The organism is Thermogemmatispora carboxidivorans, assembly GCF_000702505.1.
Taxonomy (GTDB): Bacteria; Chloroflexota; Ktedonobacteria; order Ktedonobacterales; family Ktedonobacteraceae; genus Thermogemmatispora; species Thermogemmatispora carboxidivorans.
The window spans coordinates 3,865,175-3,888,183 of record NZ_JNIM01000001.1; the positions used below are offsets into that span (position 1 = coordinate 3,865,175).

The 23,009-nt window shown below is 61.0% G+C and carries 19 protein-coding genes and 1 pseudogene; 7 read left to right on the forward strand and 13 right to left on the reverse strand.

The features are described from left to right. Positions 1-8: 8 nt before the first annotated feature. Together aceA and secA are read right to left on the reverse strand one after the other, a co-directional pair. On the reverse strand, positions 9-1,322 hold the full coding sequence (aceA, locus tag N688_RS15155; protein WP_081839220.1) for an isocitrate lyase: 1,314 nt from the start codon (positions 1,320-1,322) through the stop codon (positions 9-11). 273 nt (positions 1,323-1,595) lie between these two features. After that, positions 1,596-5,033: a preprotein translocase subunit SecA gene (secA, locus tag N688_RS15160; protein ID WP_081838890.1), complete on the reverse strand. Its 3,438-nt coding sequence runs from the start codon at positions 5,031-5,033 to the stop codon at positions 1,596-1,598. 948 nt (positions 5,034-5,981) lie between these two features. On the opposite strand from secA, the pseudogene N688_RS15170 reads away from it, so the two are divergent. Further along, positions 5,982-6,221, forward strand: a pseudogene (locus N688_RS15170) (L-lactate permease); the annotation flags it as partial. Here the strand turns inward: N688_RS15170 and N688_RS15175 are convergent. The 9 genes from N688_RS15175 to N688_RS22885 all read right to left on the reverse strand — a co-directional run bounded on the left by N688_RS15175 (position 6,222) and on the right by N688_RS22885 (position 12,033). Next, positions 6,222-7,430, reverse strand: a complete 1,209-nt coding sequence (locus tag N688_RS15175) for an RNA-guided endonuclease InsQ/TnpB family protein (RefSeq protein ID WP_052890069.1) — start codon at positions 7,428-7,430, stop codon at positions 6,222-6,224. 135 nt (positions 7,431-7,565) lie between these two features. Then, positions 7,566-8,471: a sigma-70 family RNA polymerase sigma factor gene (locus N688_RS15180; RefSeq protein ID WP_052889213.1), complete on the reverse strand. Its 906-nt coding sequence runs from the start codon at positions 8,469-8,471 to the stop codon at positions 7,566-7,568. Further along, on the reverse strand, positions 8,455-8,697 hold the full coding sequence (locus tag N688_RS15185) for a hypothetical protein (RefSeq protein WP_052889214.1): 243 nt from the start codon (positions 8,695-8,697) through the stop codon (positions 8,455-8,457). The genes N688_RS15180 and N688_RS15185 overlap by 17 nt, the downstream gene beginning before the upstream one ends. Positions 8,698-8,816: 119 nt before the next feature. Then, a complete protein-coding gene (locus N688_RS15190) occupies positions 8,817-9,116 on the reverse strand; it encodes a hypothetical protein (RefSeq protein WP_156025375.1) in 300 nt (99 codons plus the stop codon). Then, positions 9,113-9,652: a hypothetical protein gene (locus N688_RS15195; RefSeq protein WP_052889216.1), complete on the reverse strand. Its 540-nt coding sequence runs from the start codon at positions 9,650-9,652 to the stop codon at positions 9,113-9,115. The genes N688_RS15190 and N688_RS15195 overlap by 4 nt, the downstream gene beginning before the upstream one ends. Next, positions 9,645-10,361: a hypothetical protein gene (locus tag N688_RS15200; RefSeq protein ID WP_052890070.1), complete on the reverse strand. Its 717-nt coding sequence runs from the start codon at positions 10,359-10,361 to the stop codon at positions 9,645-9,647. Before N688_RS15200 ends, N688_RS15195 begins: the two co-directional genes overlap by 8 nt. A 123-nt stretch (positions 10,362-10,484) precedes the next feature. Then, a complete protein-coding gene (locus N688_RS15205; protein ID WP_156025442.1) occupies positions 10,485-10,976 on the reverse strand; it encodes a hypothetical protein in 492 nt (163 codons plus the stop codon). A gap of 21 nt (positions 10,977-10,997) precedes the next feature. Continuing rightward, positions 10,998-11,675: a hypothetical protein gene (locus tag N688_RS15210; RefSeq protein ID WP_052890072.1), complete on the reverse strand. Its 678-nt coding sequence runs from the start codon at positions 11,673-11,675 to the stop codon at positions 10,998-11,000. A gap of 28 nt (positions 11,676-11,703) precedes the next feature. Continuing rightward, positions 11,704-12,033 carry a hypothetical protein gene (locus N688_RS22885; RefSeq protein ID WP_156025443.1) on the reverse strand — a complete coding sequence of 110 codons (330 nt, stop codon included), beginning with the start codon at positions 12,031-12,033 and terminating at the stop codon, positions 11,704-11,706. Between the two features lie 572 nt (positions 12,034-12,605). On the opposite strand from N688_RS22885, the gene N688_RS15215 reads away from it, so the two are divergent. The 4 genes from N688_RS15215 (at position 12,606) to N688_RS15235 (ending at position 17,213) form a co-directional block, all read left to right on the forward strand. Then, on the forward strand, positions 12,606-13,340 hold the full coding sequence (locus N688_RS15215; protein WP_052890073.1) for a GntR family transcriptional regulator: 735 nt from the start codon (positions 12,606-12,608) through the stop codon (positions 13,338-13,340). Positions 13,341-13,506: 166 nt separating this feature from the next. Further along, on the forward strand, positions 13,507-14,970 hold the full coding sequence (locus N688_RS15220) for an L-lactate permease (protein WP_272945055.1): 1,464 nt from the start codon (positions 13,507-13,509) through the stop codon (positions 14,968-14,970). A gap of 591 nt (positions 14,971-15,561) precedes the next feature. Continuing rightward, positions 15,562-16,479 carry a hypothetical protein gene (locus N688_RS15230; protein ID WP_162179570.1) on the forward strand — a complete coding sequence of 306 codons (918 nt, stop codon included), beginning with the start codon at positions 15,562-15,564 and terminating at the stop codon, positions 16,477-16,479. Positions 16,480-16,586: 107 nt separating this feature from the next. Beyond that, positions 16,587-17,213 carry a hypothetical protein gene (locus N688_RS15235; RefSeq protein WP_156025445.1) on the forward strand — a complete coding sequence of 209 codons (627 nt, stop codon included), beginning with the start codon at positions 16,587-16,589 and terminating at the stop codon, positions 17,211-17,213. A 67-nt stretch (positions 17,214-17,280) separates the two neighbouring features. Here N688_RS15235 and N688_RS15240 read toward each other — a convergent pair whose 3' ends face one another. Further along, a complete protein-coding gene (locus tag N688_RS15240; RefSeq protein ID WP_052890078.1) occupies positions 17,281-17,790 on the reverse strand; it encodes a ClbS/DfsB family four-helix bundle protein in 510 nt (169 codons plus the stop codon). A gap of 180 nt (positions 17,791-17,970) precedes the next feature. Here N688_RS15240 and N688_RS15245 point away from each other — a divergent pair, with 180 nt between their 5' ends. Next, on the forward strand, positions 17,971-18,930 hold the full coding sequence (locus N688_RS15245) for a helix-turn-helix transcriptional regulator (RefSeq protein WP_052890079.1): 960 nt from the start codon (positions 17,971-17,973) through the stop codon (positions 18,928-18,930). 44 nt (positions 18,931-18,974) lie between these two features. Here N688_RS15245 and N688_RS15250 read toward each other — a convergent pair whose 3' ends face one another. Next, positions 18,975-21,509 (reverse strand): sensor histidine kinase, encoded by a 2,535-nt coding sequence (locus N688_RS15250; protein WP_052890080.1) that lies wholly within the window; start codon positions 21,507-21,509, stop codon positions 18,975-18,977. Between the two features lie 672 nt (positions 21,510-22,181). On the opposite strand from N688_RS15250, the gene N688_RS15255 reads away from it, so the two are divergent. Next, a complete protein-coding gene (locus N688_RS15255) occupies positions 22,182-22,928 on the forward strand; it encodes a GntR family transcriptional regulator (protein ID WP_052890081.1) in 747 nt (248 codons plus the stop codon). Positions 22,929-23,009 lie beyond the last annotated feature (81 nt).

Here is a 23,009-nt window from a genome sequence, read left to right on the forward strand (position 1 = left end):
GAAGGATATCAATGGAATTGTTCTGCCTCGGTCGAGCCGGCCAGGGCCACGGTCGAAGCCTGGCCACCGGAGATGACCATCGCCACCTCGTCGAAGTAACCAGTACCGACCTCGCGCTGATGGCGTGTGGCTGTATAGCCCTCGCGCTCCAGAGCAAACTCCTCCTCTTGCAGGTCGGCGTAGGCCGCCATGCCGCGCTGGCGATAGCCGAGCGATAGCTCGAACATGCTGTGATTGAGGGCGTGGAAACCAGCCAGGGTCACAAACTGGAACTTGTAGCCCATCTTGCCCAGCTCGTCCTGGAAGGTGGCAATCGTATGGGCATCGAGCTTCTTCTTCCAGTTGAAGGAAGGTGAGCAATTGTAGGCCAGTAGCTTGCCAGGATATTTCTCGTGAATGGCCTCGGCAAAACGCCGCGCCTCGTCCAGATTCGGCTCGGAGGTCTCGCACCAGATCAGATCAGCGTAGGGAGCATAGGCCAGCCCACGGGCAATAGCCGCCTCCAGCCCGTGGCGCGTGCGATAATAGCCCTCGGGAGTGCGCTCGCCAGTGAGGAAAGGATGATCAGCTGGATCGACGTCGCTGGTGATAAGGGTGGCCGCGTTGGCATCGGTCCGCGCAATGAGAATGGTCGGCACTCCCATGACGTCCGCCGCCAAACGAGCAGCGATCAGGTTGCGAATGGCCAGGCGCGTGGGGATCAAGACCTTGCCGCCCAGATGACCACACTTTTTCTCTGAGGCCAGCTGGTCCTCGAAGTGCACGCCTGCTGCACCCGCTTCGATCATGGCCTTGGTCAGCTCAAAGACGTTCAGCGGCCCGCCAAAACCCGCTTCGCCATCGGCGATGATCGGGGCGAACCAGTAGGTGTCTCCTTTCCCTTCAGCCTGCTGAATCTGGTCGGCCCGCTGCAGCGCCTGGTTGATGCGCTTGACAACGTGCGGCACGCTGTTGGAGGGGTAGAGACTCTGGTCGGGATACATCTGCCCCGCCAGGTTGGCATCGGCAGCTACCTGCCAGCCGCTCAGATAGATGGCTTTAAGGCCAGCTTTGACTTGCTGAACCGCCTGGTTGCCGGTGAGCGCGCCGAGCGCCGCCACGTATGGCTCGCTGTGTAGCAACTCCCAGAGCCGTTCTGCTCCCAGACGCGCTAAGGTGTATTCTATCTGAATGGAGCCGCGCAGACGTACGACGTCTTGTCCGCTATAGGGTCGCTTGATGCCCTGCCAGCGCGGATCTTCGCGCCAGACACGCTCCAGCTCCTCGGCGCTGGGGCCACTATAGGGCGTCTGCCGCTTTCCATGTGCGCCATTGCCATTCATAGTATATTGACTGCTCATTATGATCTCTGCTCCTCTCTCCAGAAGCGCTTCGATAAGTTTTGACCTATAGATCTGCGGGGCCTGCTCGCTCCATAACAAGGATAACACACGAACAGGCGAAGTTGCTATGAAATAAGTTAAAAGCTGGTAAGCTTTTGGATAACTAAACACTTATAGGTTGCAGAGAGAAAGATGGGGAGCCAGCTCGCTTCCGAGGAAGTGAGCTGGCTCCCCGCTTTCAACGCCTGCTTCGAGTTCAGTCTGGCCTGGGGCCTAGGCGCCGTGACACTTCTTGTACTTTTTGCCGCTGCCGCAGTAGCAGAGGTCGTTGCGCCCGATCTTGCGCGGGGGGACCGCTGGCTGAGCCACGGGTGCGCTGGCGACTGCCGTGCCTCCACGGGCTGCGCGCCGTCCGCCTCCACTGCGCGAGCGGGAGCCGTTGCTATCGCTCTTGGCCTGGCCACTGAGGCGGGCAATTTCATCGACGTTGGTGCGCAGGTTGCGCGGCAGTTGGCGCGGCTTCGGCTGCGGGCGCTGGACAGTCACGGTGATTTCTCCGCGCAGCATCTTGAGCAGTTCGTCGACGATGTAGTGCTGGATGGCACGCTTCAGCTCCTCAAACATGCGATAGGCTTCGTTCTTGAATTCTGTCAGCGGATCACGCTGGCCGACAGCGCGGAACTGGATGCCGGAGCGCATCACATCCAGAGCATCGATGTGATCCATCCAGAGGCGATCAACAACCTGTAGGGTGATGGCCCGCTCTAGATCGCCCAGACTGGGCACGCCCTGGCCCGGGTGCTCGGCGGCCAGTTCGTCAAGCCGGCGCCCCTGGGCCTCGTAGTGCTCGATGACGAGCTCGCTCAGACGCTCCTTCAGCTGGTCTTTGTGCAGAGCATGCAGGTTCTCTGGCAGGAAGTCCTCGGGGACATGCACCCAACGCTCAATCTGGGTGAAGAGTAGCTCTAATTCGCCCTCATCGTTAATGGCATGCCCGGGAATGCAGCGATCTACGAGGGTCGCGATCTCGTTGCGGATCATTTCCAGGACCCGCTCGTGCATGTCGGCCCGTTCGAGAACGGCCCGCCGGTCGGCGTAGATGACTTCGCGCTGTTTGGCAATGACATCGTCATATTCGACGACGTGCTTGCGAACGTCGAAGTTGTAACCCTCGACGCGAGCCTGGGTCTGCTCGATGAAGCGTGTGACGAGGCTGCTCTCCAAGGGTATGTCCTCGTCCATGCCGGCAAATTTCATGATGCCCGAGGCGCGATCGGCTCCGAAGCGACGCAGGAGGTCGTCCTCTAGCGAGAGATAGAAGCGCGAAGAGCCGGGGTCGCCCTGACGGCCAGCACGGCCCCGGAGCTGGTTGTCGATGCGCCGGGATTCATGACGCTCGGTGCCGATGACGTGCAGGCCGCCTAGCTCGACCACGCGCCGGTGATCTTCTTCGCATTGGCGAATCAGGTCCTGGAGGATCTCGTCTTTCTCCTCCTTGGTCATACCTTCGATATACTGCCGGATAGCCTCTTCTTTCTCTTCACGCTCCTCCGGCGTATCTTCGGGCATGTCGCGAATGTAGTCGACGTGCTCGGCATGCTTGCGCAGTACGACGTCAAAGTAGCTGGCGGGGTTGCCACCCAGGAGGATATCGGTACCGCGTCCGGCCATGTTGGTGGCGATGGTCACGGCCCCACTGCGTCCGGCCTGGGCGATGATCTGGGCCTCGCGTTCGTGGTGCTTGGCATTCAGGACGTTGTGCGGAATGCCTTCTAGCGAGAGCAGGTGTGAGAGATGCTCAGATTTCTCAACCGAGGTTGTGCCAACCAGGACCGGCTGCCCATGCTCATGACGCTCTTTGATCTCTTGAACGACGGCGCGCCACTTGGCCTCTTCGGTTCGGTAGATGAGGTCCGGCAGGTCCTGGCGGATCATTGGCTTGTTAGGCGGAATAACGATCACGTCCAGCTTGTAGATCTTGTGAAACTCCTCGGCCTCGGTGATGGCTGTACCGGTCATGCCAGCCAGCTTGCGGTAGAGGCGGAAGTAGTTCTGAAAGGTGATCGTCGCGTAGGTATGGTTCTCGCGCTGGACCTGCACCCCCTCCTTGGCCTCGATGGCCTGGTGCAATCCTTCGCTGTAGCGCCGCCCCGGCAGTAGACGCCCCGTGAATTCGTCGACAATGATCACCTGGCCGTCTTTGACGATGTAATCTCGATCACGCTTGAAGAGGACATGGGCCTTGAGGGCATTCTCCATGTAGCGCGTCAGGTCCAGATGCTCCTCGGCATAGAGGTTCTGCATCCCAAGCATACGCTCCATCTTCTCGACGCCCTCGTCGGTCAGCATCACCGTGCGCGTCTTCTCGTCGACGGTATAGTCGGTCTCAGGCTTGAGCCGTGGGACCAGGCGCGCGAATTTGACGTAGAGATCGGTCGATTCGGGGCCAGGGCCAGAAATGATGAGCGGCGTGCGCGCTTCGTCAATGAGGATGTTATCAACCTCATCGACAATGGCATAGTTCAGCTCGCGCTGCACCATCTGGCTGAGGTCGGTGACCATGTTGTCGCGAAGATAGTCGAAGCCGAATTCATTGTTGGTGCCGTAGGTGATGTCGGCGGCATAGGCAGCACGTCGCTCGGGACTCTGCGGCTCGACGGCGTTGACGATGACGCCCACGCTCATGCCCAGGAAGCGATAGATCTTCCCCATCCATTCGGCGTCACGGCGCGCCAGGTAGTCGTTGACGGTAACGACATGGACTCCCTTGCCGGTGAGGGCGTTCAGGTAGACGGGCAGAGTGGCGACCAGGGTTTTGCCTTCACCGGTCTTCATTTCGGCAATCTTGCCCTGATGGAGCACGACGCCACCGATGAGCTGGACGTCGAAATGGCGCATGTTGAGGACGCGCCGCGCCACTTCGCGCCCCACGGCGAAAGCCTCGGGCAGGAGATCGTCAAGGGTCTTGCCTTTGTTGCGATAGCGCCGCGCCAGCTCCTCGCTCAGCGGCTGCATGGCCTCAGCTTTGTAGGCGACCAGTTCCGGCTGCAGATGGGTGAGAATACGGCTCAGGAGCCGCTCCAAGCGCTCGTCAGCCTCCTCATCGGGATTACGGGCCTGACGACGCTCGTCTTCGAACATGGCCCAGGCTTTGGCAAAAGCGCGTCGACGCTCTTCCTCCGGCAGCTGCGCCAGATCCGGCTCTACCTCCTGCAGCAAGCCCATGATGGCCTCTTCAGGGTTGGGCGCCTCCTCTGGCCAGAGCTGCCGCTCTTCCACCAGGTCCATGACGGCTTCGACGCGCAGGGTGTTGAGCGCGGGATTGAGCTGCTCGTAGCCGGCGGCAAATAGCTCATCTAAAACGTCTGCCAGCTGATCGCGCAGAACCTCCTCCTCGTCGCGCCGCCGGTCAAGCTTCTGACGGTAGTCGGTAATGGCTGCCCGAAGCTGCTCATCGCTGCAGCGCTCGGCCAGAGGCTCAACGCTGGTGACCGCCTCACGAAAGAGCTTGAGCAGCTCGTCCTCCAGGACACGCCCCCCCTTGAGATAAAGGGCCAGCTGCCCCCGAAATTCTGCTGTTTTACCCGCTAGTTCCTCGTCGCTCAGCTTCTGTATCTCAGGTTCCAGGGCATTGATGCGATCGATAATCGGTTGGATACGTTTCAGTTCACGCTGATTGGGATCTCCCAGAATCTTCGTTAGCAGTTGCATGTCGCTCTCTTCTCCTGCAGCCCGGCTGGCATGGTCGTCCGCATCCCTGGCTGGCGCTGGTTGCTGAGTGCCCTTGTGGCGATGACGCCAGTTGACCGGCCCGTGTTCTCATTCATTATATCACACCTCGTCTCGACCGGGCGCGAAGGCCAACAGCATGGCGCATCTTGACAGGTCACGGCGTGTAATGCCACACTCTATAGTAATAAGGCTCTACGACAGGGAGGGAAGGAACGGCCAGAGGAAGCCGCTCTCTGCTCTCTTGACAAGCTCAGCCGCTTCGAGCTTCTTTTCAAGCTGAAGCGGTGTCTGCAGCCCCAAGAGGAGGATAGGGTAGGTTACCGGCAATCCCATCAGACGGGCCACTGATCGCTTGCCGCTCCCAGATCGGCTGACCAGCATCACAGAAGCGCGCCGTATTCTCTGGGCCTACCCCCGTAGTTCCTCTCCCCTCGTTGTCTGCCATGCCTACCCCAAACGACGTCTCCAGCATCTGGCGCGTCGCGTCGGTGCCTGTCCCATTGCCCTGGAATGAGCTGCAGCAGGGCAGTGGCAGCCCAACGCCGCACGGCCCCAATGAAAGGAGGCAATGGCCCGGCCCATTGGCTACTCACACTGCTTGACATCCATTGACACCTGTCAACATTGGTCATGCTCGTCAGCGCTCTCACCATAAGCAAGGTCGCTACTCTGCTTCGCATAGCAACGTGAGGCACGCTCTCTTTGTTCTTGCCACAGGCCACAGGCTGCGGATCACTCAGCTCGGCTTAGCTCGCCACGAGGCCGACGCAGATCCGTCTGAGCCGGCAGGCCAGGCACCGACCACTGCGACCACTGTCGGTCGTCTTTGAGTGAGCAAACATGGCATTCGCATCGAGGCGAACGCTGGTACGGACAAGGAGAGCGCAACCAGGATACCGTAGTCTGGACGCAAGGAGCCAAACAGCGATGTTTCACCAGTTACTGACTCCCGTTGCTCATAACCTCTTTCTCTCCTTCCTCGTAGGGATTATTCCCATCGCCGTCGTCCTGATCCTGCTGGGGGTGATTCGCCTGCCAGCCTGGCTTTCAGCCCTGGTTGGGTTGATCGTCGGGCTACTGATCGCCGTTTTCGTCTGGCAGATGCCGTTTCAGCTGGCAGCCAGCTCGACGCTCAATGGCATGATCTTCGCCCTCTGGCCAGTGATGTCAACTGTCCCCAGCTTCCGCCAGGGGCTTGCCCGCAGCCTTGTCGGCCCGGGCTTCAGGGCTGGTTGACGGCAGCCCACTGCCCCGTAGGACAGTACAGCGCGCTCGAATGTTCCGAGCTGCATTGATATCGGCATGCTCCAGGAAGCCGCAGTGCAGGCAGGCGAAAGCATGTCGACGGCGGTTCCCCCGCTGTCCACAGCGAGAACAGATCTGACTGGTGTAAGCCGGATTCACCTCCACCACGCACAGCCCCCGCTCCTGTGCCTGCTGCTCTGTCCAGCGTCGGATCAGCCCTCGTTGCCACAGCGCGAGCCGCCGCCGCAGCGCTCGCCCTCGGATCTGCTCTTTCTGGGGCGGAGGCACCTGGAGCTGTTCGAAGACCAGCACCGCCTGCGGTGGTGCCCACTCCACCAGGCGCTTTGCCACCGTTTGGGCAAAGGTCTGGGTGCGGTGTCGTTGCTTGCGGCCAAGCCGTTTCAGCACCCGCCGGACACTGCGCGTGTCCCGGTGCTGTGCCTTATGGGCCGCCAGCTTTCGCTGCAGTCTCGCCCGCGTCTTCGCCGTGCGCCGATTGCGCACCTTCACCGCCTTCCCACTCACGAAGAGCACCCGCTCCTGACCATCCACCGCCACCAGCGCATTCGTCTCGTTCAGATCGATCCCCACGACCGCCTCGGTCTCTGGGCGGGCCGTCGGAGGATCAGGTACCTCCAGCGTGATGGTCAGTCGCCCGAGGAGCTTCCCCGCGCGTTCCAGCACGGTGAGGCTATCGATGCTCTGCGCCTGCGCCAGCCGCGGCTGAAAGGCCTCCGGCACCTGGTAGGGCAGGCGCTTACGCCCGGCGACCGTCCAGATGGAGAGGGTGCCATCGGGGCACAGACGGGCATCCCGTCCTCGCGGGCCGATGAGGAACAGCGCCTGTCTGCGCTGGAACTGGAACGGGCGCTGTGGCGGGCGACGGTTGCTCTGGGCACTCTGGTAAGCGGCAGCCACCAGCCGGATGGCGGTGCAGGTCATCTGCGCGTTGAGCTGGCCCTTGACCTCGTGATAGCAAGCTCGCTGCAGGGCCACGGCAGAGAGGGGCTTGCCCCCGTTGAAACAGGGGGCTGAGAGCTGCTGCTGCACCCGCTGGAAGACCGTCAGGGTCCCCCGCAAATCCTCATCGGCTGGCAGCAGCAGCGGGATGGTTCGCTGCACCTGGGCCATCGGCCTCTTCCTTCCTCTTCGTATTCCTTCTCACAAGACGTGTTTCCACGCTCGTTTTCCTTTCCGGTCATCTGATGGAGAGAGAGACACTTTCTCCTGGAAGGCAGGAAAAGAAGCCGGTTGGGTCCTCATCGATCACTCCTTCCTCTTCTGATCTGCTTGTGTCTGGCGCTGGCAGTGAGCCTGCCAGTCGGTTCGCAGCCGGGCCAGTGCGGCCTCGCGCACCTGGCGGACGCGCTTGGGGGGCAGGCCCAGCTCACGAGCAATCTCTACCAGGGTGGCTGGACGCCAGTGGTCCCCCCAACCCAACAGGGCTTCCATCACGATGCGCTGTCTGGGGGTCAACCGGTGCCGCAGCGCCTCTGCCAGCCAGCGTCGTTGCTCCTCCGCCCCGTCGGGACTGCAGACAGCCTCGGCGGGATCGGGCGCTCGGGGATCGCACCGCTCCTCTATCTGCCAGCGCTCTTGCTGTGTCAGGGTGTCCAGGGAGACCGTCCGGGGCACCGGCTGTGAGCCGGGGAGAACTGGCTGGGCGTCCTTCTCTGTCTCCCCTGGGGCTGAGGTGTGAAGACGGACCTGGACATACTCAGGCAACCGGATGGTATCCGCTGCCCGGATCGCCCGGAGGATCGCCTGTCTGATCCACCAGGTGGCATACGTGCTGAACTGGGTCCCTCGCTCTGGGTCATAGTGCCTGGCTGCCTCAATCAGCCCCAGATTGCCCTCCTGGATCAGATCAGCCAGGTCCAGGGCTGCCTGCTCTCGGAGCAGTGGCGCATAGGTCCGCGCCACGCTGACCACCAGGCGCAGGTTTCTCTCTACCAAAGCCATGATCGCCTGCGTCTGCTGAGCACGGGGAGCCGTTCCTGTCTCGGAGCTCCCCGCACCGTCCCGGGGGGAGACGGACAGATCGTTCAGATACAGGGTGACCGGGGTCAGGTCGGTCCGGTAGGCGCGCATGCGCCGGGGGGTCAGATGGGGAGAGGGAGCAGGCGAGCGGGACCTGCTCCCGGAAGACAGGTGGCTAGTCGCGCGGGGCATGCCGACCTCCTGGGGAGACACGAGCGTCCTGGCCTGCCTCCGCTGGGTGCTGCTGGCACCGCCGCCAGGCAAGCTGGAGGGCAAGGTGTTGTGCACACAACTGCTGGATCGTGGCCTCCAGGCGCATCTGACGGGCCTGGTAGGCGGCAATCTGGCGTTCCAGCCGGCGCAGGGAACGCTCTGGGTGGGTAGCTGTTCGATGGAACAGTCCTTTCATCCACTGCATGACCTTTCCTCCTGGATGGGTGGGGAGCGGTCCCCACCCACATCTGTAGGCAGACGAGGAAACGAACAACGTGAAGGCGTGAACAGGGAAATGACCGGGAATTGGCACAAGCAGCGCGTTCAGGCTTGCTCGTCTGAGACAGGCCGGCAAGAAGGAGCCCGCGCCTCGTCGACGGAGAAGAAGGCCCGAGTCCTGGCGGGATTGGCTGGCAGCCACTCGGGAAAGGGGGCCAGCCCGAGCAGGCGGATCAGGGCCTCGACCTCCTGATCGGACAGCCCATCCAGAACCAGGGCCGCCTGGAAATCCTCACCAGGCCGCTGTTCTGACTGTTGGACAATGGCCGCCGCCTTCAGCCCGTCAGGACGCGCGTAGAGCAGCCAGGTTCCTGCGGGGAACCGGCCCATTCTGGCATGGATCACTGGTACTCACCTCCTCCCTCTGTCGGGCAGGGAAACAGGACAGTCTTGCTGATCGCTTTAGGACTCCGGCTAGCCTCCAGGCGGCCTAGAGCAGCCTGCAGGAGCTGGAGCTGCTGCCGGACCTGCTGGCGCAGGCGATCCGGGCTGCTGACCCCTGGCCGGCGCCAGGAGGGCAGGCCCTCCGCCTCCTCGCTGCTGATCCGCCGGGCCAGGGTGCCCACCAGCAGGCGGGTCTCATCACAGTGCTGGCAGGCGTCCATGAGCAGATGCTGCCGGTGGATGGAGGCCGCTTCCACAGCGCCGGCAGACATGTGCGGGGACCCGCCGTGCGCGTGCACCGTCTCCGTCTCCAGCCGTAGACAGAGCTGTCTCAGTCCACGGGTCAGGCGATGCAGATCCGCCAGCGAGAGAGCGGCCTCGTAGGCGCCGACCTGGTGGCTGGCCCAGGAGAGCCAGGCCAGCCAGTGGGACCAGGGAGCATCAGGAGTGGGCGGCTCGCAACCAGGGGAAGGCCCCAGGGGGCTAGACTCAGCCATTGCCCACCCCCGAGGAGCCTGCTGGAAGGTCACTCCGCCGTGCACCAGGGCCAGGGACCTGCATTGCAGAGGCGGGCTCGTCAGGAACTCGTGCCGTCAGATGACACACGAGCTGGAAGGGGACGCCGTCGACCCGGACCAGGATCACAGGCGCCTGCCTCGATCCCGAGGATGGCTGCACCTGCAGGGTCACCACGCGCGGGGGATCACCGGGAGCCTCCTGCACCACCTGGGGGAAGGTACACAGGCGCACTGCCCCCGCCCCAGCGACAGCCGAGCCAGGACCCGAGGCCGACACCGGGGCAGTAATCTCCACCACCAGGATGGTTCCATGCCAGTCCTGTCCCAGGAAGTGATGGACCTGGCCACGTACCACGACATCAAGCTGACTGACCCGAGCGGTGCCATAGACATACTGGGCCTGCTGCTGATTCCACCAGGCCCCCAGGGTGGGGCCAAGCCACCCGAGCCAGCACAGGGCCAGCAGCATCCCTGCCCCCAGACTCAGAGTAGCCCGTACCTGTCCCCGGCGCGGCGTCTGAAGCGTGCGCGAGTGACCGGAGCCAGGAGACCCATCCGCAGACATCTCCGGCTCTGCCAGAGGGACCCGGTCCGCGGTCGCAGGAGCCGCCGCTGTCGCAGAGCGCAGGCGGCTGGCGCGCGGCGGAATGCCTGCGGGGAAAGACTGGGAAGGAGATGGAGCGGTCATGACAAGAAAAAACCTCCTCTCACGTTCGACAACAAAAACACGACAGGAGAAACGCAGACAGACGGAGGGGAGAAAACAGCCCTGCTGAACGTGGCAGGGACAGGAGCCGTGGCGTAGACGGGCCTATGGGGCACTGGAAAGATCAGCACCCCGTGAGCGGCCTGCTCGTGAGGAGCGTACAGGCATATCCCAGGGCGGCCAGGTTGGTCCTGGACGGATCTCATACCAGGTGAGCCGCTCCTGCAGTTCCGCCCGCAGGTGCTCAGCAAGCCAGAAAGCCCGGCCCTGTCGGGCAGGATCAGGCACCCGGCGCAGCCGCTCAATGCGACACAGCACCTCCTGCAGGGCCTCCAGGTACGCCCGGCGGGTTTTCAGGAAGCGGCCCCGCCCATCCGGGGCGAACCAGGGGGGCCAGAAGAACCACAGGGTTGGCAGGGCAGGAGAGGCCCCGATCCAGTAGAGCCGACCTGGACGCCGCAACAATGCCTTGACCTGTGCGAGGAGCATCGTCAGGGAAGCGCAAGACCCCTCGGGGTCCTCCGGTTCCACCGCTTCCACCTCCTCCATTGAGAGGGAGGAGCACGGTTTTCCTGTCTCATCAGAGGCAGAAGCCATGCGCGTTCACCTCCTGATTTCTCACCACCAGGGATAGGGGCGGTTCAACCCACGCTCGTCAATCTGGACGGACCCAGGAGCTGGGGCAGGGAAACATACCACATAGGGGGAGCGTTTCCCAGGCTGCAGCAACAACCAGCCGGTGGAACCTGAGGAAGCTTCCGTCGGTTCCTGGTCCATGCGTGTGGGTGGAGTCCCCTCCGAGCGCACAGGCACCACCTCCAGGAACACCCCCTGAGGGGCCAGCAAGGGACAGTATTGGGGAGGGAGACATTGGTCCTCCAGAAAACGTCGCACGAACCCAGTCAGGAAAGCAGTGATCAGCTTCTCTCGCTCCGGCTGCTGACCCACCAGCGTCCGGGCGCGCTGCTGAGCCAGCAGCAGCGCATGCGGCCCATGCTCTCCCCCAAGGTCATAGTGAAGTCGTCCCGCGAGGTACCAGTCTTCCTCGGTATTCTGGGGATGGAAGAAGAGCAGAGCATCTTTAGTCCCCAGAGCAGTGGCAATTGTCAAGAGAATGTTCTGAAACGTGTCGCAAACGACCTCGTCCTCCAAGTCAGGATCAATGACGACCGCTGCGGGTTCCTGCAGGATTGCAGGGTCACGTCCACACAGCCGCAGGAGTTCCTCCAGCTCATTGGGATACCATACCCGTCCACGCCAGCGAACCCGCCACGAGAGAGAAGACAGAGGGGACATAGAACACCTCCTTGATCAGAATAGGGGGCTAGGAAGAGAGCACCCGAAACTGCTGCAGGGCAAAGGAGACGCCAAAACACTGTTTGTGGCTCCTGCCCGACTCGAAGAACACCACGCAGACACTTCCGTCGTCAGCGACGGAAGTCACGACTCCCCGACCCCAACGGAAGGCCGGGGTCCCGTCAGGATGAAGGCCGACAGGAGAGGGAACCAGCACCGTGTGCCCACAGAACAGACGACGCGCCTGCGCCACCAGACGTGCATAGGGCACTGCCCAGGGTGTACGCGCAGCTCTCTGATCGCGTCGGCGACGCGATCGAGAGGGAACGACAGGAGGGAACGACAGGAAGGCAGACACGAGGACCTCCTTGGAGAGAACAAGACACCGATGTAAACTGAAGAGACAGACAAAAGAGGCAGAAAGGGCCGGGCAACCACTGCTGTGTGGCATGCTCTCCCAGGAGAGAGGCAGACCCCCAGGAACTACTGTCCCCACAAGGCAGAGGCATATACAGGGAAGATGCCGCGCACCTCCGAGCGAGCCAGCCCCTTCTCAACCGTAGAACAGTCACCTCCAGCTCGCCGGCCTTGCTTCCTCTCCTTACCACATGTCGCCCAGGTGCTTGGCTCCCCTGTAGTACCTCACCCAAGTCGTATGCAGTTGTTAGGGTTCTCTCACAAACCAGGCCAACTTCTCAGACTAATCGGTCTTCCGCTTGTTGCCAGACCACTTTGACCTGCTAATATGAATGGTAACATGGACTGATCCAAAAGTCAAGGCAATATTGCGTGAAATTATGTCTAACCAAAATTCATGATATTTATAACGTGCTTTTGACCCGAACCACTTGGCCTGTTGACATTGTTTTCACTCCATGTTACAGTTACCCTGGGCGAACAAGCCCAGTTAATCGCAGTGGAGCACTGACTATGGACTCAAAAGTTGAGACAATTGCCGGGGAGCTTCGCCAACGGATTAAGAGCGGGGAATTTGGAAGAGCTGGGCGCATTCCCCCCCAACGCGCCTTATGCGATTACTACAACGTCTCGCGAGATACAATTAACCGAGCCATAAAAATTCTGGAGGCTGAAGGATTACTGGTCACCCAAGGGAAGTCTACCTATACTCACTTGCCCATTCGCCTTCCAGCATTTGTCAGCAATTACGATGATTACATTCGAGCAAGGGGCCTGGAGCCAATCAGTGAATTCATCGAGCCACCCAACATGGTCACCCCCCCTTCTTGGGCTGCTGAATGGTTAAACAAACCAGCGTCAGAAAGCGTCCCGCATCGCAGATTACGACAGGGGATCGTGTATAGCATAGGGAGAGTCTACTACAGGCTTTCCGAGAATTTCTACAACCCCGATCTGATCACAGACCAGATCTTCAGCCAACTCCAGGCTGATCCTTTCTTCAACACCTGGACGGCCTTACGGCAAGCACACGGGATTGAGATCGTGACTTCACGCAATCGCGCCTTCGTGCGCCTGCCAACTGCCGAGGAACAGCACCTGCTAGCGATAGACAAAGAGATGCCGGTACTGGAACTACGCCGAGTACAGCTAGCAGAAGCAGATCTTCCTGTGATGGTGAACAGGCTGATCTTCGTCAGTGGCAGGTTCGAACTCTTTTTCGAAGCGTCACCAGCATCACAAGAGTGATGCCATTCCGGCAGCACCAGACAACAGATGCCGTGCAGTTCTCCCCTTACACAGGCAAGAGCACACGCCTCAGTCTAGAGCCAGAGAGGAACCCGCCCCCCCTGGGTCGAAGCCTCGAGGGGGGTGACGGGTTCCTCAACAGAGACAGGACAGCAGCCCTCTAGGCCTGCTAGGGCGCGCGGGGTCTTGCCAAGACAACACGACCCCGGCAGCAAGCGCTCCCCTCGTCTGGAACGCGATGTGGCTCTACAATGTGGCGGTGCGCTCGGGGAAATTCGAGCTATTTCGCCGTTGGATGGTCCATAATGTGCCAGCGGGCCGCCGCATTCTGCTGCTCATCATCGGTTTCAGCTTCGGGGCGCTGATGGAGGGAATCTCGGGCTTCGGAACACCGGTGGCCATCTGCAGCGCGCTGCTGATCGGCCTCGGCTTTGAGCCGCTGGATGCCATTGTGATGACCCTGATTTTCAATACGACGCCGGTGGCCTTCGGGGCACTCGGAGTGCCAATCACTACCTTGCATGGCGTGACGAATCTCCCAACCCTGGCCCTGTCGGCAATGGTGGGACGCCAGCTTCCTATCTTTAGTCTCTTACTGCCGTTCTACGCTCTGGTGGTCTATGCCGGCGTGCGCAGCCTGCGCACCTGCTGGCCAGCAGCACTGGTGGCGGGCCTCTCGTTCGCCTTGACTCAGTTCGCAGTCTCGAATTTCGTCGGCCCCGAGCTGCCCGATGTCCTGGCGTCACTGGTGTCCCTACTATGTGTGATTCTCTTTGTACAGATCTGGCAGCCACGCGATACGGCGGAGTATATGGCAGCCTTTGCGAATGCCAGTTCCAGCGCCAGTGGCGAGGGCGGGACGGGCCAGCCGACCACAGAGCGCCCGACGCTGGGGGAGACGCTCCTGGCCTGGTTGCCCTGGCTGCTGGTGAGCGCAGTGGTGATTATCTGGACCTTCGCCGGCGTGGCGAAGATCGGTCAGATCAACGTGCCCTGGCCCAATCTGCATAACGCGATTTATCTGACCCTTTACAAGAAGCCCTATGCCGCGATCTATAGCTTCCAGCCCCTGGGCACAGGGACGGCTATTCTGCTGGCTATGTTGCTGACGGCAGCGGTGATGATCGCCGCCGGGGCGCGCCCGGTTATTCTCTGGCAGGCACTGACCGATACCTGGCGTCAGTTGCGCTACGCTATTCTCACGGTGATGTTCATCGTGGGCCTGGCCTACCTCTTTAACTACTCCGGTATCTCCTATACCATCGGCCTGGCCATTTCCTCACTGGGTGTGGTCTTCCCCTTCTTCTCTGTCTTCTTGGGCTGGATCGCCTGCTTCCTGAGCGGCAGCGATACGTCGTCGAACGCCCTCTTCGGCAATCTGCAGGTGGTGGCGGCCCAGCAGTTGAAGCTGAGTCCGATCTTGATGGCAGCTACCAATTCCAGCGGGGCGGTGATGTCGAAGATGATCTCGCCACAGAATCTGACAACCGGCGCTTCCACCATTGGTTTGACTGGCAAGGAGGGCCTGGTAGTGCGCCGTACCTTCTGGCATAGTATCATCCTGGCCTGCGCCCTCGGCCTGATTGTCATGGCTCAACAGTACCTGGTACCCGGCATTATCCCACAGTAAGCTACGCCGCTCTACTCCCTGTCGAGGACAGGCTGCCAGGGCAGGGGCGTGAGCAGGCCTGCTCACTGAAACGGCAGGCGCCACGCCCCTCACAAGAGCAGGAGCAGTCTGGCCTCTCTTTCTGGCTGGCCAGCCCTCCTGCTCTCTTCTCCGCCGTCCGCTGCGGCACTGCACTCCACCTTGATTGAGAGCAGGCGCCCCTGTCTTCCCAGCTCATAGTTGAATGATAACCAATTATTGACCAGGATGTGTCGATCTCTCAACTTGACTTTAATGCAATTTTCATTGACACTATGTGTAGTGGTTGCTATGGTAACATTGCAATCTTGGGCTTTGTGCGAGCATAGGGGTCCCGCCGCCTTCACCGCCCAAGAGCTGGCAGCCGCCATCTTCGCTGAAGAGAGTTGGTCCAAAAGAGAAAATTTTCCCCTCTCCTGACGTTCTGAAGAAGAGGCGGAAGGAGCCAGCCGTGACCGCCGGAGCTGGTTAACTAGGCTAGATCGTCACCTGAACGCAGAGGTTTTTTTGCTCATGAGCAGCCAGTACCCTCAAGGCAGAGCCAGTTCACCTGATGCACGCAGGCAACAGTTTGTGGTGATGAATCTTCTCCTGCGCGCTGTTGCCGCGATGTATACGATCGATGAACTCTTCCAGTGGCTCTGTTATGCCTTTATTGAGCATTTCCAGATCGAGTTGATTGAGTTTTGGACACCGCTCCTTACACCAGCCCGTACCTCCGTGCTCCATCTGCGCACGATGCTTCCCCGCGACCCCAACCTGCCGGAGCAGATTACGTACAATGAGCAGATGCTGCTGATTGCCCAGCGCTTTGCCTTTGAGCAGCGCCCGATCCAGACCTTCGCCATTGAGATGCTTTTTCCTCCGCAGCAGGTCAGTCTGCTACATCAACACGCTTGCCACTACTGCCTTGGTGGCTTCATGAGCAGTCCCGTGTTGCTCCCCGCTCCGCCCGCCACGCCAGGGCCCCAGGAGCCGCTGCCTTTCGCTCTGACCTATCTGTTCCTCGTGGGTTACCAGCCCCCACCTGAGCTACAGCAGGCTATTACCATGTTGCTGCGTCAGGCGATTGGTCTGGCGACTCAGCGTGGCTTGCTCCTCCACCCGCCAGTGCCGGGTTCCGCCGTCCCTGGGCCTGGGTCGAGGGCGGCGCTCGCAGGTCCACCCGGGGCAACAGCCAGGACGCCAGGTCCAGGCCGCCAATCGCAACCAGTGCCGCTAACTGCCCTGATTCCCCGGCGCAAGGAGGACGCCGAACTGCTGACTTCAGAAAATCCTTTTGCTCGTTCCGCCGCCATCGCCGATAAGCGCGCCCGCCGCCTGCATGGCGCTATCGATGGCCTGCAGAGCATCGCCGAGCTGGTCCAAAGCACGGGCATGGAGCTGGCCGATGTCCTGGCCGCTCTGCAGATCCTGGTGAAAATGCGACGCGTGGAATTGGTTGATCCTGACGGGCGCCTCGTCAGCGCTGAACGGCTCTTTGAGTCCTGAGTCGGCCAGGAATCTGTCGGGGAACGTTGAGCCGCTGACGCTCTCTCTTTCGCTAACTATTTCTAGAGTTTTGCTTCTAGCTCTGGTTCGCTAGGAAGGAGGCAGACGTGGGTTTCAGTTGGATGCCTATCATGCTCGCGATGATTCTGATCGCGATTACCCTCTTTGTGACCCTGCGTGTGGCAGTAGCCTACCCCCAGGTGCGTAGCACGCGCTTGCTGATGCTGGGGATCTCGATGGGGATGATCGCCCTTACTGGCCTGGCCGATCTGCTGTCAATGCTGGTAACGAGCGTCACCCTCCACACGGACTGGTTTCTTTATCTGGGTCAAGCCTGCGCCTATCTGTTTATCTTGCTCAGCCTGGTCAACAACTCTGATCAGTATTTGAACGCCTTGCTCCGCTTGCAGATCATCTGTTCACTGATGGCTCTCTGTATCGGGCTGCTCTCTCCTATTCTGCCGGATCTGCCAAATGTCGGCCTCCGCGCTACCTTGAGCGGCTCTCGCGCACTCCTTTGCCTGGGCATTTTCTATCTGTATACCACGGCCCTGCTGAAGAAGCCAACGCGCTTCGCTTTCCTGATGGGCACGGCCTTCCTCTTCCTGGGCCTGGGCTATCTGATGATCTTCCAGAAGTATTTCTTTGTGAACTCTCTGCTGGTTGACAATATCGGCGATGGCTTGCGCATCATCGGCCTGCTGGCCATGCTGGTGGCGGTGCTGGGCAGCTGAGCCAGGGTCGTCAGGCCAGGTTGAAGCCAGTAAGAGAGTAAGAAAGCTGGCTTCAGCCTGGCCTGGCTCAGGCTTCGGCGGCACTCCCACGCCGGGCGTTCAACCAGGCTCGCAGGGCGTTGGTATGATCTACCAGGTGCTCACAGGCCTCGCCATAGATCAGCTCTCCAAGGGGCCTGGCCCGCCAATCCACTACCAGCTGGGCTGTCTCCTGCAGGAGCCTGTCATCGAGAGCCATAGTCTCATCGTAGAGGCGACGCCAGGTGGTGTGAAAGTTCGCCAGGACTTCTTCCAGCGTTTGCCCCTGACGCTCGCGGTGGAAACGCTGGTTGAGTTCTTCCAGTTCTTCCTCGCTCATGGTGTCAAAGCATAGCATCGGCTCCCCCCCCTCACGGGCAGCGGAGATATCATTGAAGGCCAGTTCTAGCCAGGCAGTAAGATGGGCAATCACTTCTTTCACAGACCAAGCGCCCGCCACCCCTGGCAGGAACAGCTCTTCCGAGGTCACAGTGGCCAGCAGGCTATTCCATTCCTGATAGCAACGCTTCATCTCACTAAGCAGTCGGGCTTTCTCCACAGATGCCTTCTCCTTTTCCTCTCTGGTCCGTGGCTCCATCAGCAGAAGCCAATTGCTCTACGAGCACTGCCTCTATCAGTGTTACACGCTCTTGAGCATAGCAGCGAAAGCGGTTATACTTCGTCCTAATTCGTTGATGCTGATCTGATCATCTGCGCAGATGGAGAAAGCGAGGTCACTATGTACTTTCCCACGACGCGCGTGCTCACGGTGCTGGAGCTGCTCCAGGCCCGTGGGCGGATGAGTGGGACCGAGCTGGCGGCACGCCTGGAGGTAAGTCCGCGGACGGTGCGTCGCTATATCACCATGCTGCAGGACCTTGGTATCCCTGTGGAGGCGGAACATGGCCGCTACGGCGCCTACTTTCTGCGCCCAGGCTTTCGCTTGCCTCCGCTGATCTTCAGCGACGAGGAGGCTCTGGCCCTGACCCTGGGCCTGCTGCTGACGCGACGCCTGAACCTCATTGGCGATCAAAACGCTGTCGAGAGAGCACTGGCCAAGATTGAGCACGTGCTTCCTGGACCGCTGCGCAAGCGTTTGCAAGCGGTTGAGGAGACCCTGCTCTTCGATCTGCCAGAGGCCAGCCAGCAACCTGCCGCTGAAGTGCTGTTAACGGTCGGCCACTGTACGCAGCAGAGCCGACGTCTCTGGCTGCGCTACCGCTCCTGGAACGGAGCCGAGAGCGAGCGCGAGGTTGACCCCTATGGCCTGGTCTATCGCTCCGGTAGCTGGTACCTGGCGGGCTACTGTCACTTACGTCGGGATCTACGCGTCTTCCGCCTCGATCGCATTCTGCTGGCAGAGGAACGGCCCGCAACGTTTGTGCGACCAGCTGATTTCGACTGCTTGAGAGAGATTCAGCACGCCATTGCACTCACGCCAGCCCTCTGGCAGATCGAGGTAGTTCTGGAGCTGCCGCTCTCCGAGGCGCAAAAGCGGCTACCATCCGCTCTGGCGATCTTAGAGCCACTGCCCGAGAATCAGGAGATGACCCTGCTGCGCTGCTCAACACATAATCTGGATTGGGCCGCCTATGTGCTGGTCGGACTGAACTGCCCTCTGCAGGTGCGCAATCCCCCCGCCCTCTCTACAGCCTTCCAGGCACTGGCCCGGCGCATCAGTGAGCACGTGATCCACTGATCTGAGAGAGGCTCACGCTCTCCTGGTCCTTCTTGTCGCGCCAGTCAACCAGCTGGCTTCTCTGTAGCCTGGGGCCGGACCAGCGGCAGGGCAAACCAGAAGGTTGCTCCCTGACCAGGCTGGCTCTCCAGACCAACCTCGCCGCCGTGGAGCTGGATAATGATGCGACAGATATGCAGGCCCAGCCCCAGGCCGACCGGCGAGCCTTCCTGCACAGGAATACCCGGCGCACGATAGAAGCGCTCCCAGATGCGTTGTTGTAGCTCAGGCGGTACCCCCGGCCCTTCATCACGTACCAGTACTCGCGCCCGCTCCCCCTCGACGCGCAGGCAGACCTCGATGGGACGGTCGGCTGGCGCATAGCGGATGGCGTTGAGCAGATAGTTGGTCAGAACCTGACCGATGCGCGCGGCGTCGACCTCGACTGGCACCTCGCCAGAACTCTCAATGCGGAGGCGAATGTCGCGTCCAGGATGGACCTGCTGCTGACTCTGGACCACGTCGCGCACGATTGCCGCCAGATCAAGGCGCCGGCGCACCAGCTGCAAGGTCTCCGATTGGATGCGCGAGAAGTCAAGCAGATCGCCAACGAGACGATCCAGTAAGTCAACTTGAGCAATCGAGCGATCAAGCAGCTCGGGAATACTGGCCAGACGCTGCAGGAGAGGATGAGGGGCCTGGAGCATGGACTGACCGGCGCTGCTTTCGCCGGAGTTGCCGCTACCGAGATCACGCCCGAGGGCACTGGCCTTCTGCAGGAGCCGCTTGATGAGCTGGGCATTGGCCTTGAGGACGGTCAGGGGGGCCCGCAGCTCATGGCTGGCAAAGCTGATGAATTCGTCCATGCGACGATTGGCCTCGCGCAGCGCCAGGACGCTGGCCCGCGCCTCAGCCCGCTCTTCTAGCAGATGCTCGCGCTCCAGGACAAGGGTGGCCATGCGCGCCACCGCCGCCGCTAGGGCTAGCTCGTCAGGGCTGTAGCTGTGCGCTTCGGGACCATAGTCGACCGTGACGATGCCAATGAGCCGCTCACGCAGGCACATGGGAATCACAAGCAAGGCCCGCACCAAGTAGCGGCGAACCTGGCGACGCAGGTGACCGAATTCGGGTGCTTCAAGATCGATGAGCAGGCTTTCGCCAGCGCGCAGCCGCTCCAGCAGGGCCGCGTTCAGAAAGGCACTCAGCGAAGCCCCAAGGGCGATTTCCTGCCAGAGACGCTCTTGCTGGGGAGTGACACCGGTAACCGCTACATGCTGAATGCGCTCAGTTTCGCGCTCTAGGCCAAGCATGGCAACACGCCGACAGCCAAGCACCTGGCGCGTCAGCTCACCGAGCCGTAACATGATCAGACGCGTCTGCCCCTCGCTCCGGTACTCCTGCAGAGGAAGCGGCTCATCCTCGTCGACCTGGACAAGGGCCTCGGCCATCGCCACTAAGGCGCTGAGCACGGTGTGAGCACGCTGCTCGAGCCGCCGCCGCGCGGTGACTTCACGCCCAATGATAAGAGCACCAATGATCTGCCCGCGGCTACTCCGCACGGGCGCGCCGCTGAAGCTGAAAACGGCTTTCTCGCCTCCGACCAGCTTGATCTTGATATCAACCGCCTGCTCGCCGGCAATGGCACACCCCTCCCGGAGGATACGCTGCAGCGGCGCCGCGGCAGGAGTATCGGAGAGCAGCAGCTCCTCCTCTGTCTCTCCACTCTCTCGGGCTTCATCCTGGTCACTCTCACCCTCCCCCGCCAGAGCCGCCCGACGGGCATGATCAGGTTGCAAGAGAGGAAGCAGTCGCCGGGCAACAGCGTTGACATAGATCAGACGCCCGCGATGATCGTAGAGCAGAACGCAATCGCCGATGGCCTCTAACACGGCTCGCAGCCGACGACGGTATAGCTCAAGCTCGTGTCTGAAGACAGCCTCATCCGTGCAGGAGCCGAGCCGCTCAAGCAGCGAACGCAGACGCTCCTGCTCCTCTGGCTCACAACGCTGGAGGAGTCGTAGCAGGTACTGGCGCGCCTGCTCGTCGGCCATGTGCGCTCGCTCGGGATAGGCCGTGATCCAGAGATGGCAGGTTTGCACAAAGGCCAGAAAAGCCTGCAGCGAGGCATAGACGCGCGACGGCAGCAGGCGCCGCAGCTCCAGCCGAGCCTGCTCGGTCTGCTCGCCTGGTAAGAGCAACGCCCCAGCAGCCCAGAGCAGGGCCTGCTCCAGGGCCGAAGTCGGCTCGGGCCAGCTCTGGAGCGGTTCCGTCTGGGACGCCAGAAACTCAAGCTGGGCCGCTCGCTCTTCGTCATTGGCAGGCTCCTGGAGGAGAGCGGCTATGTCCGCGGCCCTGTGGCCCTGGCTGAGGAGCTGGACGAGCAAATAGTGAAGGCAGTAGGGCACGTGCCGCTCATAGGTCAGAAGGGTAAAGAGCCGGGCGCGAAAGGACGCTGGTAGCAGACTGGCGTCGCTCATGGCCTGCTCCTGCCAGCGCAGCTGTTCAAGCTGCAGTGGCTCAGCGCCAGCGGCGGCCAGATAGGGAGGTAGCAGCTCAAATGAGTCCGCGCCAGGATTGCTAAACGATTCGCTGCTCTGCATGGATCACCAATCTAGCGGATGGAGCAGATGAGACAGAGTGAGACAGAGTAACAGGGAGAAGGCCAAGCCGTCAGCCTTCTCGCTCGCTCCTTCTCACTATAGTAGAGGGATACAAGTCGAGGAACAACGGCGGAAAGCATCAGCACCTCGCCAGCTCTCCCGCAGGCTCTGCACGTGGTCTACCTCAGCCCTGGCCCAGGCAATCAGGGAGAGATTGGCCCGCAGTGGCCTCTGCCTTATAGCAGGTTCCTCTCGGCCTCACTTCTATCCATCAGCTCGCCTGCCCTCAATCGATCGTCGCTGGTTGATCGAGGGCCTCCTCTGGTCATTTTGCAGCCGGCTGAACTAACTAACGTTCAACCGGGTGCCAGCACAAAGGCAGTGAGAGTGGCCAGGCAAGCAGACAGGCTAAGCGGCAGGAAGCCGGGCGGACATTGATGCATAAAGCACAGCAAGAGCCTCCCTGATGAGATGTCTTTCGCTGGCAACGGTCGCATCAATTCTCAAAGCAATCACCCTTTATACCGCAGAGATCTGCAATCAGCCGAACCACTTGACATCGCAGCATCAAGAGTGTAGACTCAACCACAGACACCCGTGACTGCCGCTCTGCCACATTTTTAGTCTACCTGCTCTGCTCACAACAATCAAGCAGAAGCAGGAAGGGGGTCAATGGTGCTCAAAGGAAGGAGAGCGCTGGCCAACCAGGTGCGCCAGCGGCTGCGCGTCCTAATCAGCACGGGCATCTATCCCCCCGGTTCTCGCCTCCCGAATGAGGAAGAGCTTTCCGAGACGCTGGGAGTCAGCCGTACGACGCTACGCGAGGCGCTTCAGGGACTGGCCCAGGAAGGGCTGATTCTGCGCTGGCATGGTCACGGAACCTTTGTGAATCAACACCCACAGCAAGTGAAAAGCGGTCTGGATCGGAACCTCGACATCAGCGAGCTGATTCGAGCCTCGGGGCATCTCCCCGGCACACGTGACGTCGTCATTCAGACCATGCCAGCCAGTCCCCAGGTGGCCAGGCAGCTCTCTCTGGCACCCTCCGATGAGGTGCTGGCGATCGAGCGCGTGCGTCTGGCTGATCAACGTCCCGTCGTCTTCTCGATCGATTTTTTGCCGACGGCCCTGGTACAGACCGCCACCTATGAATTGACCGATCTCTATAGTGACTCGCTCTACGATTTTCTCGTCCAGCACCTCGGCCTCGCCATCCATCACGGCCTGGCCCGGCTCCGGCCCTTGCAGGCCGAAAGCTGGCTGGCGCAGAAGCTTGGCCTCGCCTCTGGTGCGCTTCTGCTCTATATGGAGCAAGTTGACTATACGCTGGAGCAGAGGCCGGTACTCTTCTCGCAGCGATATCACGTTCCCGACGCCTTCGAGTTCACGCTCTACCGGCGTGGCCCCAGTGAGAGCTGACCAGGGCGGGCGATCTGAGCTTTTCACCCACTCGCTTCCTCGTCGCGATGGTATATAATAGGGGTTGTGGGTGCGGCGCGA